Annotated in this window: 9 protein-coding genes; 8 read left to right on the top strand and 1 reads right to left on the bottom strand. The window is 46.9% G+C overall.

What is annotated here, in order from left to right:
• Positions 1 to 159 precede the first annotated feature (159 nt).
• The 7 genes from ABDW16_RS12985 (at position 160) to ABDW16_RS13015 (ending at position 15283) form a co-directional block, all read left to right on the top strand.
• Positions 160 to 2637 (top strand): XrtN system VIT domain-containing protein, encoded by a 2478-nt coding sequence (locus ABDW16_RS12985; protein WP_343670268.1) that lies wholly within the window; start codon positions 160 to 162, stop codon positions 2635 to 2637.
• On the top strand, positions 2634 to 3899 hold the full coding sequence (gene xrtN / locus ABDW16_RS12990) for an exosortase N (protein WP_343670270.1): 1266 nt from the start codon (positions 2634 to 2636) through the stop codon (positions 3897 to 3899). The genes ABDW16_RS12985 and xrtN overlap by 4 nt, the downstream gene beginning before the upstream one ends.
• A gap of 51 nt (positions 3900 to 3950) precedes the next feature.
• Entirely contained in the window at positions 3951 to 4529 is a 579-nt protein-coding gene (locus ABDW16_RS12995; protein WP_343670271.1) for an RNA polymerase sigma-70 factor, read from the top strand.
• A gap of 119 nt (positions 4530 to 4648) precedes the next feature.
• Positions 4649 to 5647, top strand: coding sequence for a FecR family protein (locus tag ABDW16_RS13000; protein WP_343670274.1), 999 nt, complete (start codon positions 4649 to 4651; stop codon positions 5645 to 5647).
• 261 nt (positions 5648 to 5908) lie between these two features.
• The gene (locus ABDW16_RS13005) at positions 5909 to 8827 is read left to right on the top strand and encodes a TonB-dependent receptor (protein WP_343670276.1); all 2919 of its coding nucleotides are present in this window, start codon (positions 5909 to 5911) and stop codon (positions 8825 to 8827) included.
• A gap of 20 nt (positions 8828 to 8847) precedes the next feature.
• Positions 8848 to 11172, top strand: coding sequence for a glycoside hydrolase family 3 C-terminal domain-containing protein (locus ABDW16_RS13010; RefSeq protein ID WP_343670278.1), 2325 nt, complete (start codon positions 8848 to 8850; stop codon positions 11170 to 11172).
• 244 nt (positions 11173 to 11416) lie between these two features.
• Positions 11417 to 15283 carry a response regulator gene (locus tag ABDW16_RS13015; protein WP_343670279.1) on the top strand — a complete coding sequence of 1289 codons (3867 nt, stop codon included), beginning with the start codon at positions 11417 to 11419 and terminating at the stop codon, positions 15281 to 15283.
• On the opposite strand, the gene ABDW16_RS13020 is transcribed toward ABDW16_RS13015, so the two are convergent.
• Positions 15267 to 16091, bottom strand: a complete 825-nt coding sequence (locus ABDW16_RS13020) for a hypothetical protein (RefSeq protein WP_343670280.1) — start codon at positions 16089 to 16091, stop codon at positions 15267 to 15269. The genes ABDW16_RS13015 and ABDW16_RS13020 overlap by 17 nt on opposite strands.
• Positions 16092 to 16171: 80 nt before the next feature.
• On the opposite strand from ABDW16_RS13020, the gene ABDW16_RS13025 reads away from it, so the two are divergent.
• Positions 16172 to 16735, top strand: coding sequence for an AraC family transcriptional regulator (locus tag ABDW16_RS13025; RefSeq protein ID WP_343670281.1), 564 nt, complete (start codon positions 16172 to 16174; stop codon positions 16733 to 16735).
• The last annotated feature ends 32 nt before the right edge of the window (positions 16736 to 16767 follow it).

Raw genomic sequence — 16767 nt, forward strand, 5'->3', positions numbered from 1 at the left:
AAAGTGGACATAGAAGGTAAGGAATTTTTTTTGAAAATGGCTTGTCTGATTGAAAGTATTTCCATTACTTTGTATCTCAAAGTGAAAACTTTTTCACAAGATTGGCCATGGCCAATTTTTTTAGCCCTATAAACTTTGAAATACAAAGTACTTTATTTTATGACAAACACGCAATATTTTCAGTTCATGTTCAGGGATGTGCGGCTTTGGGTAGGATTGATCCTCATTCCTGTTGCCCTCGGATTTTACTTCGGCGCCGGTTTTGCGCTGAATGGCTCAGGTGATAGTTTTGGGTTGTTCCTGGCTAATTATGTGATCCTCCAGTTGTATTTTATTTTCCTCTGGGCCACGGGTGGATTTAAGAAGGGGCGGCGGAGCCGCAATTCCTTTGCGGTATACCTGACACTATGCCTTATCAGTTGTTTTTGTTTGAACCGGGAATTTGAAATTTTCTCTGTATCTACTGACTGGTGGGCGGCCATACTGGCGTTGTGCTGTATTAATAATATCGCTTATGGTTTTAAGGAAGGATTTCCACCGCTGGTGAGAACGATCATGGCTTTTATACTGGGCATCTCCACCTGTTGTTTTTTATACCTTGTTTTTTGTTTATTGCCCATTTGTGTAGTAGGTGCTATCGGGGGCCTTTTTTTCGGTATTGGCCTGCATGCATTCATTCCCCTGTTGTTTTTAATTTATACTTATGTACTGGTGTCCAGGTATGTGTGGTTCAGAAAAATACACCGCTATGCCTACCTGGGGGGTATTGGGTTTGTGGCAGTGGTATTGATAGCGTATACCTTGCTATGGAATAGTGCAGTTTTCGCTGTAAATCAGGCTTATCTTATGCCGGACAATACCGACCTCCCGGCATGGGAAAATGTAGCCCGAAAAGCCCCTAAAAATGCAATTGTAGAAAGAGTACTGAAGGCAGACCTCGTATACCAGACTGCCAGAACCGGTGGTTTCGGTGATATGGACCCTATTCTGGGTATGCCCCGCAGAAGAAGTTTCTTTGATGCAGAGCAGTTGCACGACCCATTGATAGCAGTGGCTTCTCTCTTCCGCCGGTCTTATGTAGATGAAACGGATGCTGCCAAAGTACTGACAGCCATGTACGATTCCCGGCAGGAAACACAGGAACGGCTGTGGAGCGGAGACCGGCTTTCGACCATACAGGTGCGTACCAATGCCAACATCTGGCCTTCGCTACACATGGCATATACTGAGAAAACCATCAATGTATTCAACGCCAACGTTAGCAGCTGGCGCAACCAGGAGGCCATTTACACTTTCCACCTGCCTGAAGGTGGGGTAGTGACTTCCCTTTCCCTCTGGATAAATGGGAGAGAAGAAAAAGGTATCCTGACCAGTAAAGAAAAAGCGACCGAAGCTTATAAACAGATAGTAGGAGTGGAAAACCGCGACCCCAGCGTAGTACACTGGCAGGAGGGGAATACGGTGACGGTGCGTGTTTTCCCGGTATCCGGCCAGTCGGGCAGACAGTTTAAAATCGGTATTACCGCGCCGCTGTTACAACAGGGCAAACGACTGGTGTACCAGAATATATGGTTCCAGGGCCCTGATGCCGGTAGCGCACGGGAAGATGTGAACATCAACTTCCAGGAAGCGCCGGCAGGCGTGGAAATACCCGGGTTATTTAATCGTAAGCAAAATACATTTTTCAGTGTAGGACCTTATGATGCAGACTGGCAGCTATCCTGCATTGATCCGGGTATACGTACCAATCTTTTCACGGCAAATGGGAAATCATTTTTTGTAGCGCCTTATAAAAAAGAACTGGGTGAGGCTGACGTGAAAACTATTTACCTCGATGTAAACCAGTCATGGACAACAGCAGAATTCCTGCAGATCAAAAAACTGCCTTATCCTGTAATGGTATATGCAGAGAATGAATGGCAGACCGTTACCGATGAATTGTTTACACGCCTGCAAAAGGATCGTTACAGCCTGTTCCCGGTATACAAAGTACCTGATCGTGCCTCCGCACTGGTGATCACAAAAGGTAATGTGATGTCTCCGAATCTGAATGATCTCGCTGAAAGCAAATTCTACGAGGATTTAAAAACATCCTTACATACAGGGGGCAAACTATTATTATTTAACCTCGGCGGAGACCTGTCTCCTTACCTGCGTACACTGAAAGAATACCGTTTTTTCCGGTATGCCGATGGAGATGTAAAAGACCTGCAGCAATGGCTGCCGCTGCACCAGTTTCCCCAGGATATAGAGAACGATCACCGTGTGGTAATAGCACCTGCCGGTGTGACCATCAATATGGAAGAAAATACAGGCGTGAGCAATGCCCCTGATCACCTGATGCGCTTATTTGCCTACAACCACATCATGCAGAAAATGGGACCACAAAAAATGTCAGACAGTGAAATTATTGCCACTGCAAAAGAATCTTATATCGTAACCCCGGCCTCCAGCCTGATTGTACTGGAAACACAAAAAGACTATGACCGTTTCAATATCCATGGTGATACCAACAGCCTGAAGAACGCCTCCCTGAAAGGCAAAGGCGCTGTGCCGGAGCCGCATGAATGGGCACTGATCCTAATTGGGTTAGGATGTATTCTTTGGTTTAAAAAGAAACGTGCTGTAGCCATATGAGGATCCTTATACCTATATACCTCGTCCTGTTCTTTGTAGGGCTGCAGCACTTTATTGACTGGCAGTCTGCCGGTTTCCTGCTGGGACTGGCAGCGCTGCCCTTCACGGCCGGATTTGATACATCAAAAAAAGGGAGCCAGCGATATTTCTATATCTCTGTCGGCTTGTTTGTATTGTTCCTGCTGGTGCCGGTGCATACATTTTATTACCTGACACTGGTTGCTGCCCTGGCTTTTGTGTTGGAGATGTATATAGGCAAAATAAACATCCTGCCTATGCTGGTAATGATTTGTATGTCGCCGGTATTTCAGTTCTGGGCAGACCTTTTTACATTTCCCATTCGCTTGCAGCTCACTGCACTGGCGGGAAGCCTGGTCATGGGGGCAAAGGTGGAAGGCAATATCATTACCTGCGACGGGCAGGATTTTTCGGTAGACCCGGCTTGCATGGGACTGCAGTTAACAGTGACTGCCATGTTGTGTGGATTGATTATTATAGGTGGGTTACAAAAAAAGTATAGAAAATATCTATCGGTGGGTATGACCCTCGGGTTACTGAGTGTAGTGTTTGGACTGAATGTATTGGGCAATTTAATACGGATTGTGAGTCTCGTACAGTTTAAAATAATGCCGGATACCCCGCTGCACGAAGCGATAGGGGTAATGTCTTTAACAGGCTATGTGATCATCCCTTTTGTGTTTTTTAGCAAATATATAATAGTGCGGTTTGGCAGGCAGGTGGTGGTGGAGAAGAAAATATACCGGATTGTACCCACTGGCCCTTTTGTGCTGCGCAACAGCATCTTACTGGCCTGCATGATCTATGGCTGCTATATGAGCCTGCGCCCACGACCTGTGGTAGTACAGGCATTGCCTGTGAGAACCGCCGGGTATGCGGTGAAAAACCTGCCGTACGATGTAACGCAGTTATATAACAAAGATGCTTTGGTGTATGTCAAATTTATCCCTTCTTATTATTATACAGAACATCATCCCATGATCTGCTGGAAGGGGAGTGGATATACTTTTGAAAGGGTACAGGAACAGGTATGGAATGGCCGGTCTGTTTATACCGCCCTGCTGGTGAATGGAGGCACAAAACTACATACCGCCTGGTGGTATGGTAATGGACAGCATTGTACCATCAGTCAGCTGCGCTGGCGATGGGATGTGCTGACAGGCGCGCCCCCCTATTCATTAATTAATGTCACTGCACCCGACGAGGCAACCTTAAGAAAGGTAATTATGACACTTAATTTTTAATCATTGGTTTTTTAAAAAATGATTACCTTACTATGAATATTATCGCCACGTATGAATTTGCATTTGCTGACTGATGATCTCTTGCTCCGGCTATTGCAGGCTTCCGATGAGCATGCATTCCGGGTACTATACCAGCGTTATTGGAAGAAACTATTCACCACCGCCTGTTACAAATTAAAAAGTAAAGAAGCTGCGGAGGAGATTGTACAGAATATCTTTGTCAGTCTGTGGGAGAAGAGAGCCTCCTTACAAATCGAAAGTCTTGAGAACTACTTGTTTATAGCCGTAAAATATAAGGTCATTAATTATGCTGCGTCCTTAATGGTAAGGGAGGCAGGGCAAAGGCAACTGGCAGGCAATACTACGGATGAATCTACAGAAGCGACTATTATGATCAATGACCTGCATGCGGCCATCCGGCAGGCTTTGACACAGTTGCCGGCTAAGACGCGGGAGGTATTTACCATGAGTCGTTTTGAAAAATATACCGTGCGGGAGATTGCCAGGCATATGAACCTGACGGAGAAGGCAGTGGAGTACCATATTACGCAAAGTCTTAAATTATTAAGAGTAAGTCTGAAAGATTATATGGTGATTGGTGTACCGCTAATCGTAACGCTTTTATCATAGGCGCTGCACACGAGGAGCGCCCGCCAAAAAAAAGCTTCCATCTTAGGTGGAAGCTTTTTTTTTATTTTCTTTTAGGGGTTTTCCATTTTGACCGGACTTTAATAGTATAACTGCTATTCATGAACCGAACCGAATTCCGTCTTTTCCTGAAACGCTACGCGGAGAACAAATGTACTCCGGAGGAAATGACCTTAATAGACCACTGGTATGAACTGATCGGCGATGACGAACTGCTCACGTCGATGCAGGACATAGAATGGCAGGAAACAGAAGACCGCCTCTGGCAAAAGATCAATGCAGGTACCCGGCCTAAAAAAGCACGTATAGTGCAATGGCGCTGGGCCGCTGTTGCCGCCGCTATATCCGGCATCATCATCGCCGGGTTGTTATGGACCCGGGGCGAGAGCGATCCTTACTACGCTGCTGCCGGCAATACAAAAGAATATAACGAGATCAGGAATGACAGCAAGGCCAATCAACAGGTACGACTGGAAGATGGTACGACTGTGAATCTATATCCCGGTGCGGCTATGAAATACCCGCATCACTTTCACACAACTAAAAGAGAAGTATACTTAAGGGGCAAAGCCTTCTTCGATGTAGGAAAGGACGCCAACCGGCCCTTTTATGTATACAGTAACCACCTCGTTACGCACGTACTGGGTACCAGTTTTATGATACAACCCTCCTCCGCCACAGGGCAAGTGGAAGTATCCGTGCGTAGCGGTAAGGTGGAAGTGTATGAACAAACCAATGCCAGCCAGAAACAAACTACCGGTGGCGTGATCCTGACCCCGAATCAACGGGTGCTGTACCGCCAGAAGGAAAATTCCTTCCAGACTACACTGGTCGAAAAACCGGAGCCGGTGGTGCCAGTTGCCGATATGCCAACCATGCAGTTCAGCGACGATGCCCTGCGCACCGTGGTCAACGCGCTCGGCAATTACTATGGTGTGGAAATCGTCGTGGAAAACGACAGCCTGTACAATTGTCCGTTCACCGGCGCCCTCATCCAGCACGACCTCTATACCCGGCTGGATGTAGTATGCCAGACCATTGGGGCTACTTATGAAATAATCGGAACAAGAATATTGATAAGAGGAAAAGGATGTAAATAGAACAGCGTACAATGAAATAGCCTCACAAACTATCACTGATACAATTTAACACGTTATGATCACCAAACTGCATTCCGGGTGACCCGGGACCACGTATGCATAAAGGATCATCCCAACGCGCACAGGGAGCTCCTGCATATCCCCATCCGCACCACTGCATAAAAAAAGCCGGCGATGCTGCTACATTACCGGCCTTTGTTCCTTATGCAGGAAGGATTTTACCGCCAAACCATTTATTAACGATCAAATCCACGTAAAAATATGAAAAATAAGCAACTTGTTGCTTTAATGTTGCTCGCAATGAAAGTAACTGCCGTGCAAATCGCGCTCTCTGTAATCCTTGTTTATTCGGTATATGCTGCTACGCCCTCGAAGGCGCAGACCATGCTGGACAAGAAAGTAACGCTCAATGCCGATAAAAAGGAACTCAAAAAAATTATCGCCGACATCCAGGGTCAGACGGGTGTTCGCTTCATATTCAGCGCCAGCGCTATCGGAACGGAACGCATTATCAGTTTCAATGTCAAAGACCAGAAGCTGGGCGTATTTCTGCAGCAAATTTTTCTGCCCCTCCATATCGGGTACAGGGTGGTAGAAGACCAGCTGCTGCTCTACAATACCGACAATAATCCTGCGGACAGGGAGGGCAACATCTCCGGTACGGTAAAGAGTAACAAGGGGGAGTTCTTACCCGGCGTCACCATTCAGCTTAAAAATATCAATGTTTCTGCATTGACGGATGGCGCCGGTCATTTCGAACTGAGAAAGGTACCTGCGGGTACCTATACCCTGACTATTTCTTCGGTGGGTTATATTGGGAAGGAACAGTCTGTGACCGTTACCGATGGCCCTGTCAATATCGCCATCGAACTCACGGAAGATGTGCTGCAACTGTCAGGCGTGGTGGTGACCGGTGGTAATCCTAAAAAGAAGATCGAATCCAGCGTGGCGATCACCACCGTGAGCAATAAAGATATTGAAACAAGAGCACCGCTCAATGCTACCGACCTGCTAAAAGCCATTCCGGGGCTGACTGTGGAAAGCACTGGTGGCGACGGTCCGGGCAATGTATGGGTGAGAGGGTTTCCGCAACAGGGCGGGTACATCTTCCTGGGTATTATGGAAGATGGTCTGCCCGTGATCCCTACAGGTTTTAACTCTATTCCTTCTGCAGACCAGTATTATAAAACTGACCTTACTATCAAAGGCGTAGAAGCCATCAGGGGTGGTAATGCGGCGATCCTGCTGAGCAATACACCTGGTGCTGTGGTGAACAATTTAAGTTATACCGGTGCCGATCAGCCATATGGCAAAGTAAAAGTGACCTCAGGTATGTCTCAGTCCCTGTACCGTGTAGATTTCAATACCGGTGGCAGCATCAGCAATCATGTGAAATACAATATTGGTGGTTTTTACCGCACTGACAAAGGTGTGGTACCACCTTCCTATACTGCTAACCAGGGTGGGCAAATCAAAGGTAACCTCACTTTCGACTTTAAGAATAAAAAAGGTTTTATCCGCGTATATGGTAAATACCTGAATGATAAAGTACAATGGATGCTACCGTCTTACTACGCGTATGATGGCTCCGGCAAACCTAAACCTATCAACGGTTACGACCTCTTTTCACAATCTATGGCAACGCCAGATACCAAATGGAGTTATACAGATGCCGGTGGTACCTTACACAACTACGACATGGCAGATGGTATTCATACCAAACTCGGTTACGGTGGCCTCCAATTCAACTATACGACAGACAATGGCTGGACGATCAATAATAACTTCCGTTACCAGTCAGCTAACACCGCATATACTGTAGGTATTCCGATCGGTGCTACCAAATGGGATGGGGCTACTTCCTATTACTATACCGATGGTAAAGCTGCCAGCCTTAAGAGTGGCGATTACATCGTGAGCACCTATGGCATCGGTCAGCAGAATAAGGATCAACAAATTATAGATTATCTCGATTTCAAAAAGAAAATCAATAAGCATCAATTGACCTTAGGTGCAGGTCTGTACCAGTACAATGTAAACAATGGACCTAACTACAATTTCTTCTTCTACCAGGAAATGAAAGAACATGGCCGCCGGTTGCTGACCAGTCCTACGGGAGATGGTATGACAGCGCTGTCTGTAGCTACATTAATTGGTAATACAAGAACATTGTCAGGCTATGTTACAGATGAAATTACGCTGAATGACAAGTGGAGACTGGATGTGGGCTTCAGACTGGACAATGATCATATCGATGGCAAGCGCCCGTATTATGGCGTAGATGCTTCAGGCAATCCTGATCCGACAGTATCTGCAGGTACGACCATTGCTGGTTATACAGCTTATAAACAAAGCAATACCAACTGGGCGGGATCATTGGGCCTGAACTATAAGATCAGCAATGCGCTGGCTATGTTTGCGAGAGCAACAAAGGCGTATAATTCACCTAATATTTCAGACTATAATGCTACGCAGTTTGATCCGACTTCCATTAAAAAACGTCCGGTATATTTAGGTGAAGTGGGTGTGAAATATGCAGAAGGACCATTGTCACTCTTTGCATCTGCGAGCTATTCAGCGATTAAGAATGTATCGCTCACCATCTCAGTACCTACGGCTTCTTCAGGTTTGCAAAGTCTGCTGTCATTTGGTTCTACCCGTACTTACAGTGCAGAGTACGAAATTTCTTACAGACCTGTTAAGAACCTGGGCTTCCGCCTGACAGGTACCCTGCAGAATTCGAAGTATACTGATTACAAAGCATCTACCAACACCAACTCGGCTGTACTGGCCGAAATGGGCGATACTACCTATAGCTTTACCGGTAAGAAAACAGAGCGTGTGCCTGCATTGAATACAGAATTGTCAATAACTTATGACCTGAAGCGCTTTAATGTAAACCTGTCTGCGAACTATATTGGCAGCCGCTATACCGCTCCGTCAGACAGTTACAAATTGCCGGCATATGTAGTGATGAGAGGTGGTGCAGGTTATGATCTTTCAAAGAAGGTGAATATACGTGCATGGGTAGACAACCTCCTGAACACAAGAACGCTGACAGAAGGCGATGTGAGGGGTGATCAGTTCAGGAATTTCAGCACCGTGACACGCGGTACTGCTATGGCAGGAAGAACGATATTGCCACGTAGCTTCTGGGCTTCTCTTTCCTATGAGTTTTAACAGACCTCAAAATACACAACATGAAAAAAATCGGAAGTTTACTAGGCTGTATGGTATGGGCACATATTGCCTTTGCCCAGGTAGATTATACGGCGCAGGCCAAAGCGCTGGTGGCAAAAATGACATTGGAAGAAAAGGCGGCATTATGCTCGGGGCGTGATTTCTGGAGTACGAAGCCAAATGATAAAGCAGGGGTTCCTTCGGTATTCATGACGGATGGGCCGCATGGATTACGCAAGGCGACAGGCACAGATTTTACAAATTCAGTACCTGCCACCTGTTTCCCCACAGCGGCAGGACTGGCATCGAGCTGGAACCCGGAACTGCTGACCCGCATGGGGGTAGCGCTGGGCGAAGAGTGCCAGGCGAATAATGTGCAGTTCTTACTGGGGCCGGGTGTGAATATGAAACGCTCGCCACTGGGCGGACGCAACTTTGAATACTTCTCAGAAGATCCTGTGCTGGCAGGGAAGATGGCGGCGGCATTGATCAATGGCGTGCAGAGCCAGGGCGTGGGCACCTCGCTGAAACACTTTGCGGCGAATAACCAGGAGTTTGAAAGACTGGCGAACAATTCGGAGGTAGATGAGCGCACCCTGCACGAGATTTACCTGCCTGCATTTGAGATCGCAGTAAAGGAAGCGCAGCCGTGGACGGTGATGTGTTCTTACAATAAATTGAATGGCACCTATGCTTCGCAGCATGCTTTGTTGTTGGATACGATCCTGCGGCAGCAATGGGGATTTAAAGGATTTGTAGTGAGCGACTGGGGCGCGGTGAATGACAGGGTGCAGGGTGTGAAGGCAGGATTGAATTTAGAGATGCCGGGCAATGGCGGGGTGAATGACAATGCTATCGTGGCGGCTGTGAAAGACGGGTCTTTGCCTGTGGCACGATTAGATGAGGTGGTGACACAAACACTGGCTTTGTTTTTACAAACGAGTGCCATGCACAGGGAAGGCGCCACTTACGATAAGGCAGCGCATCACGCATTGGCAAGGGAAGTGAGCAGTGAATGTATTGTATTGCTGAAAAATGAGCATGTACTGCCTTTGGCAAAAGGAAAGAAGGTAGCATTGATTGGCCGTTTTGCAAAGTCGCCTCGTTATCAGGGCGCGGGTAGTTCGCAGGTGAATCCTACACAGATAGATAATGTGTATTCTTTTTTGGAGAATGTTGCTTATGCAGATGGCTATACGCCTGATGCCACAACAAATGACAAGCTGATTGCGGCAGCACAGCAAACGGCAAAGAGCAGTGATGTGGCAGTCGTATTTGTAGGTTTGCCGGATACTTACGAAAGTGAAGGTTTTGACAGAACGGGTATAGATATGCCGGCGGCATTCAATCAGCTGGTAGATAGCGTGGCCAAGGTACAGCCGAATACAGTGGTTGTACTGATGAATGGTGGCACGGTAAGCATGCCGTGGGCCGGTAAGGTAAAAGGAATTGTGGAAGCATGGTTAGGTGGTCAGGCAGGCAGTGGTGCAATAGCAGATGTACTGACAGGAAAGGTAAATCCTTCCGGTAAATTATCTGAATCTTTTGCTGTTCGTTTAGAAGACACCCCGGCGTATTTGAATTTCCCGGGCAAAAATGGAAACACCTTGTATGGAGAGGGAATTTTTATCGGGTACAGGTATTATGATAAGAAGAAAGTGAAACCTTTGTTTCCTTTTGGGTATGGATTGAGTTATACCACATTTGCATATACAGGTATATCTGCAGATAAGACAAGCGTGAATGATAATGAGGCCGTAACCGTGCATGTGAAGGTAAAGAATACAGGTAAGGTAGCAGGGAAAGAAGTAGTGCAATTGTATGTGCAGGATGAGAGTAATAAAGTGATTCGCCCGGAGAAGGAATTGAAACATTTTGCAAAGGTTTCATTGAAACCTGGTGAAGAGACGACGGTGGACTTTGTATTGAACTATCGTGATTATGCATATTACAATGAGCGGGTGCATGACTGGCAAACGAATACGGGCAAATACAATATACTTGTGGGCGGCTCTTCGGCCGATCTGCCCCTGCACCAGGAGTTGGATGTGACGGCTACGCATGTGTTATATGCACCGCTCACAAGGAATTCGCTGTTAAAAGATTTTGCAGATCATCCGAAAGGGAAGGCGGTGTATGCTAAACTGATGGAGGGAATGGGAACCATGTTTGGAGGAGGAGAGAGCAAGGAGCCGCTCACGCCTGCGCAGGAGGAAGCGAAGAAGAAAATGCAGGCGATGATGGTGGCAATATTGAATGAAATGCCGGTAAGCAAGTTAGTGACGATGGGGGGAGGGAAGTTTACAGAAGAAATGCTGGATGCAATGCTGAAGCAGGTACAGTAGCAAAGAGGTTTACCTATGGCTGAGAGCGGTGGTCTGAATTTTCAGGCTACCGCTTTTTTGTGTGTTGCTGCTTTTAGCAGTTGCAAAATTACTCCTTCCGAAAAAAAGACTTTTGCCGAAGGCAAAAGTCTTTTTTTCGGGGGGCCGCTTTTAGCAGTTACAAAACCACTCCTTCGGCAAAAGTCCTTTTTCGGTGAACAGTTTTAATAATTGCGTGTTATATACTATTACTGTTTCAAAATATATGAAAGCAACCAGTCCTATTCAGAGCGAAGCCGAAAGATTGAAAACACTGGCTGGCTATCACATTCTCGACTCTCTTCCGGAAGAGGAATTCGATCGGCTCACTACCCTGGCAGCCCTCACCTGCAATACCTCCGCAGCCTGCATCACCTTTCCTGCCCAGGACCGTCAATGGTTCAAGTCTTCCATCGGTCTCAACTTCAGAGAGGTTCCCCGCGACTGGTCTTTCACCGAAGAGATACTCCGCACCAACGACTACCTCGAAAAATCCGATACCGGCGAAGGCAACTTCTTCCGCTTCTTCTGCGGCTATCCCATCCGCGATCACAAAGGTACCATCCTCGGTGTGCTCTGCGTGATGGATGAGCAACCCCGTCAGTTGCTCGACAGCCAGCGCCATGCCCTGCAGCTCCTCGCGAATGAAATCATGACCCTGATCCTGAACCGCCGTCAGAAAGAAGAAGTCTACTACCTGGAGAAACTCTTCCTGCTGTCTGACAACCTTGTAGGGATCACCAACTCCGAAGGACAGTTCAAAAAGGTGAATGCGACCTACACCTACATCTTTGGCTATTCACCGGAAGAAATGCTGCAACAGAACATCCTGGAAATGATTCACCCCGATGATCTGGCAGCCTCCCTGGTTGAAAGCGACAACATGATTGCCGGTAAGTCGGCCATCGCCTTCGTGAACCGCCTTAGAACCAAATCAGGCGAATGGCGCACTATCTCCTGGATGGCCACCGCCGAACCCGATACCAAAGATATTTTCAGCATTGGCCGTGATATTACCGAAGAACGTAGACGGGAACAATTGCTGAAAGAAAGCGAACGCAATTTTCGCACCTTCTTCGAAAATTCTCCGGGTTTTATGTGCACCCACGACCTGCGGGGCCATTTCCTCACTGGCAATGAAGCCGGCGCAGCGGGATTGGGTTATACCATCCGTGAAATTGTCAGTTCCAGCCTGTTCGACATCAGCCCCCCGGAATTGCACCATGAAGTACAGAAATACCTGGACCAGATCCAAAAAACCGGCAAACTAAGCGGGATCATGAAAGTATTGAAGAAAGACGGCACACCCGCCATTCTGCACTACAACAACGTATTGGTCGATGATTATGTCATCTCCAATTCTGCAGATATTACCGTTCATTTTCAACTGGAAAAGGACCTGAAGCGCTCTACAGACATGCTGGAACGTACGAACAAAGTGGCAAGGATCGGTGCCTGGGAAGTAGACATGCGCAGCAACGCCGTGTTCTGGTCTGACGTAACCCGCGAAATCCTGGAAGTAGAGGTCACTGATGCCGCTACCTTTTCGAACGGCATGCGCTTTTACAAAGAGGGTGAAAACCGCCGGCGGCTACAGGCGGCACTGGCAGAGACTATTGCCACCGGCAATCCCTTTAACCTTGAACTGGAAATCGTCACGGAAAAAGGGAATGAACGATGGGTACGCAGCCGTGGCAGCGCACAGTTTGAAAATGGCCGGTGCAAGCGGCTCTATGGCACCCTGCAGGACATTACCGACAAGAAACTTGCTGAGATAGAACTCATCACACAAAAACTTCGTCTCTCTACCTTTGTGGAACACGCCCCTGCGGCAGTAGCCATGTTCGACAAGGAAATGCGCTATATCGCCGTGAGCCGTCGCTGGCTGGAAGAATTCCAGATCCAGGGGCAGCCGGTACTGGGCATGTCTCATTATGACATCTTCCCGAATATATCTGACAATTGGAAGCAGATTCATGCCCGCGCCCAGGCAGGCGAAGTACTGCGGGAAGAACAGGACGTATGGCGTCCTGAAGGCTGGGACCATGATCAGTACCTGCGCTGGGAGGTACGACCCTGGTACCAGTACGATGGTAAGATTGGTGGCATTATGATGTTCACACAGGATATTACGGATGCCTGGTTGCAACAGGAAGAATATAAAAAGGCGAAAATTCAGGCCGAACAGGCCAATATTGCGAAGTCAGAATTCCTGGCGAACATGAGCCATGAAATCAGGACCCCGTTAAACGGCGTTATTGGCTTCACTGACCTCGTTTTAAAGACACACCTTACAGAGTCTCAAAATCAGTACCTATCGATTGTAAATCAGTCTGCAAATGCCCTTTTAAGCATCATCAACGATATTCTTGACTTCTCGAAGATCGAAGCCGGCAAGCTGGAACTGGATATTGACAAATGTGATCTCTATGAGTTCTGTAGCCAGGCGAGTGACATCATCAGTTACCAGGCACAGAACAAGGGCCTGGAGTTATTACTGAATGTCTCTTCCAACCTGCCCCGTTTTGTATACATAGATGAAGTGCGTTTGAAACAAATTCTCGTGAACCTCATGGGGAATGCCGTGAAGTTTACCCCTGCGGGCGAGATTGAACTGAAAGTAACGCAACTGGAGCAGGAAGATCGTTTACGTTTTGAGGTACGCGATACGGGTATAGGTATCCGCCCTGAAAAGGCGCACAAGATTTTTGAAGCCTTCCTGCAGGAAGATGTTTCCACCACCAAAAAATACGGGGGTACGGGTTTAGGGCTGACCATTTCGAATAAATTACTGGCGTTGATGGGTACTTCTCTGCAGCTGGAAAGTGAACCCGGAAAAGGAAGCCGTTTTTACTTCGACATCACCGTGAAAACAGAGCATGGTGAGCAGATACACTGGGAAGACATCGACATGGTCAAGCATGTATTGATTGTAGATGACAATGACAACAACCGGGTGATCATCAGGGAAATGCTCCTGCTGAAAGGGATCAGTTTTGTAGAAGCGAGAAATGGGTTCGAAGCGCTGGAAGTTTTATCCAAGAAAGACAACTTCGACGTAGTGCTCATGGATTATCACATGCCTTTCATGGATGGTATTGAGACTATTGAGAAAATGAGAAAGAATATTAATGCCGATCCCCGGCAGAAAATCATTTTACTGCATAGTTCCTCTGATGATGAAAGGATCATCAAGGCTTGTGAACGCCTGCATGTACAACAGCGCCTTGTAAAACCTATTAAGATGCAGGAGATGTACAACGCCTTGTCCCGTTTATTTAAGAAAGAAACGGTCAAACCGGTTCCAGCGGAACAGACCGCGCAGCCTGCACGGGGAGATGGTTTCAATGTGCTTGTGGTAGAAGACAACCCGATCAATATGTTCCTTGCTACGACCATTATTTCCCGCATAGCACCGGCAGCGGTGATACATGAAGCGAATAATGGAAAGGAAGCCCTTGAGATCGTAAGCCATATCATGCCTGATATCATTCTTATGGACATCCAGATGCCGGAGATGAACGGAATTGAAGCGACCAGGCAGATTCGCTCGGTATATGCCGGGTCCAGGGTACCTATTATTGCGCTCACGGCAGGCAATATAATGGGGGAGCGGGAGAAGTGTATAGAGGCCGGCATGGACGATTTTATGGCAAAGCCATTTATAGAAAATACGATGGTAGCGATGTTCAATAAATGGTTGAGTCCCGATCAATCGCAGGAACCGAAAGTGAAGGCCGATGAATTTGATGTGGAATACTTAAAAACCTACCTGGGGGATGATGATCCTGCGTACATGAAAGAGATTCTTACGTTGACAATCAAAGAATTCAATAAACTGATGACGGATTTGGACAGTGTGTTAAAAGGTGAAAACGTGTACGGATTAAATAGCTGGGGGCATAAACTGAAGGGGGTGGCCATCACAGTGGGATTGATGGAGCTGTCTGTGCTGGCAGAGCAAATAGAAGGTGTAGAAAATATACAGCCGGAGGCCTTACAGGGATTGGCGATAGAAGCCCGGGATAAGATCAGTAAGGCGATCCGGCTGGTGCAAAATTATATTGATACGGCGCTTAGTCCACGCTTGTGATAAAGCTATTGAACAGTTTTACATATTCCTCTTTTACTTTCTGGTCAGTATCATTGAAGAAGTAACCGGTAAATCCTCTTTCCAGGGGTTGTGACTGTGTATTGGCCAGTTGCAGTGGCCGGGCGGCAACTGCGCCAATTAAAGTGTTTTTATAAAACACCAGCACCATCCTATACAGTGGAGACGGATCATCCACCGAATTATCATAGTTCTGATACTCGAGGAACGGTGCGTTCACACCGGTATTTTCCAACTGGAATTGCTTGATAAACGGTTGCATATCGGGTAGCAACCTGCCATTGTGTGTACGCAGGTATGCTGCTAATGCGGTTTCGATAACAGAACCGGGTTTGATATCTTTTTGCCGGATATAGCCAAAGAAAAATCCTGTCAGTTCTCCATGCATATTTTCGCCGGTAGTGACCAGGTGCAGGTCATCCAGTGCTTTGCCAACTACTTTGCCTGCGAGGGAGAGGAGTTGCCCTTTTTTGATGATCATACTTTTTTCCTGTGCAGCGTTGACAGCTATTTCGATACTGGTTTCTGACCAGCCGTTTTTAGGCATGGTAGCATCCAGCAGTACATTGTCATTCAGGGAAACGAGGGGCTTGCCATCGATGGTATCTAAAAGGGTGACGGTGCCATTGGTCCTTTCCGCGATAATCTTATCAGGAAGAGGGCTGGCGGTGGAACTGGCAGACTGTTCGTCTAAGGTAAGGGAGCTGCCTGCATCAGGTAAGGGCTTTTTCGCATTTTCTGCACAGCTGCACAGGAGGCCGGTGAGCAGAAAAAGTAAATACTTTCGCATGATGATGTTTTGTAAGACCGGCGTAAAGGTAATCAATTAGGTTGTTTGTCCCTCTAATTAAGATAACATAACTTTGCCAGATGCATTTGTTTATAAAAAATATGGTTTGTAACCGCTGTATTATGGTGGTGAGCCAGGAACTCGAAAAACTACATATCCCTTTCAATAGTATTTCACTGGGAGAAGTCAGCCTCAGGGAAACGCCCGCACCGGAGCAACTGAAGGAACTGGGCGATAACCTGAAGCAACTGGGTTTTGAACTGCTGGACGATAAAAGGAATGCGCTGGTAGAAAAAATCAAAACAACCATCATCAACCTTATTCATGGCAAGGATAATGACACTTTAAATACCAAACTGTCTGTATTTCTGCAGGATAACATCGGGGTAGATTACCATTACCTGTCTACTGCATTCAGCGCAACTGAAGGGCTTACAATAGAAAAGTATGTGATTCTGCAACGTATTGAAAGAGTGAAAGAACTGTTGCAATACGACGAAATGAACCTGAGCGAAATTGCAGATAACCTGGGCTATAGCAGCGTACAGCACCTGAGCCAGCAGTTTAAGAAGATCACGGGTATGACGCCCAGCGCTTATCGCCAGCTGAAAGAGAACAGCCGCAAGCCATTGGACCAGGTATAATAATTATATACATTTTATACCTGATGATATAA

Source organism: Chitinophaga sp. (assembly GCF_039596135.1).
Lineage (GTDB): Bacteria > Bacteroidota > Bacteroidia > Chitinophagales > Chitinophagaceae > Chitinophaga.

Coding starts and splice junctions, on each gene's coding strand:
- ABDW16_RS13010 (WP_343670278.1), top strand. CDS start 8,848: ATGAAAAAAATCGGAAGTTTACTAGGCTGTATGGTATGGGCACATATT.
- ABDW16_RS12995 (WP_343670271.1), top strand. CDS start 3,951: ATGAATTTGCATTTGCTGACTGATGATCTCTTGCTCCGGCTATTGCAG.
- xrtN (WP_343670270.1), top strand. CDS start 2,634: ATGAGGATCCTTATACCTATATACCTCGTCCTGTTCTTTGTAGGGCTG.
- ABDW16_RS13000 (WP_343670274.1), top strand. CDS start 4,649: ATGAACCGAACCGAATTCCGTCTTTTCCTGAAACGCTACGCGGAGAAC.
- ABDW16_RS12985 (WP_343670268.1), top strand. CDS start 160: ATGACAAACACGCAATATTTTCAGTTCATGTTCAGGGATGTGCGGCTT.
- ABDW16_RS13005 (WP_343670276.1), top strand. CDS start 5,909: ATGAAAAATAAGCAACTTGTTGCTTTAATGTTGCTCGCAATGAAAGTA.
- ABDW16_RS13020 (WP_343670280.1), bottom strand. CDS start 16,091: ATGCGAAAGTATTTACTTTTTCTGCTCACCGGCCTCCTGTGCAGCTGT.
- ABDW16_RS13015 (WP_343670279.1), top strand. CDS start 11,417: ATGAAAGCAACCAGTCCTATTCAGAGCGAAGCCGAAAGATTGAAAACA.
- ABDW16_RS13025 (WP_343670281.1), top strand. CDS start 16,172: ATGCATTTGTTTATAAAAAATATGGTTTGTAACCGCTGTATTATGGTG.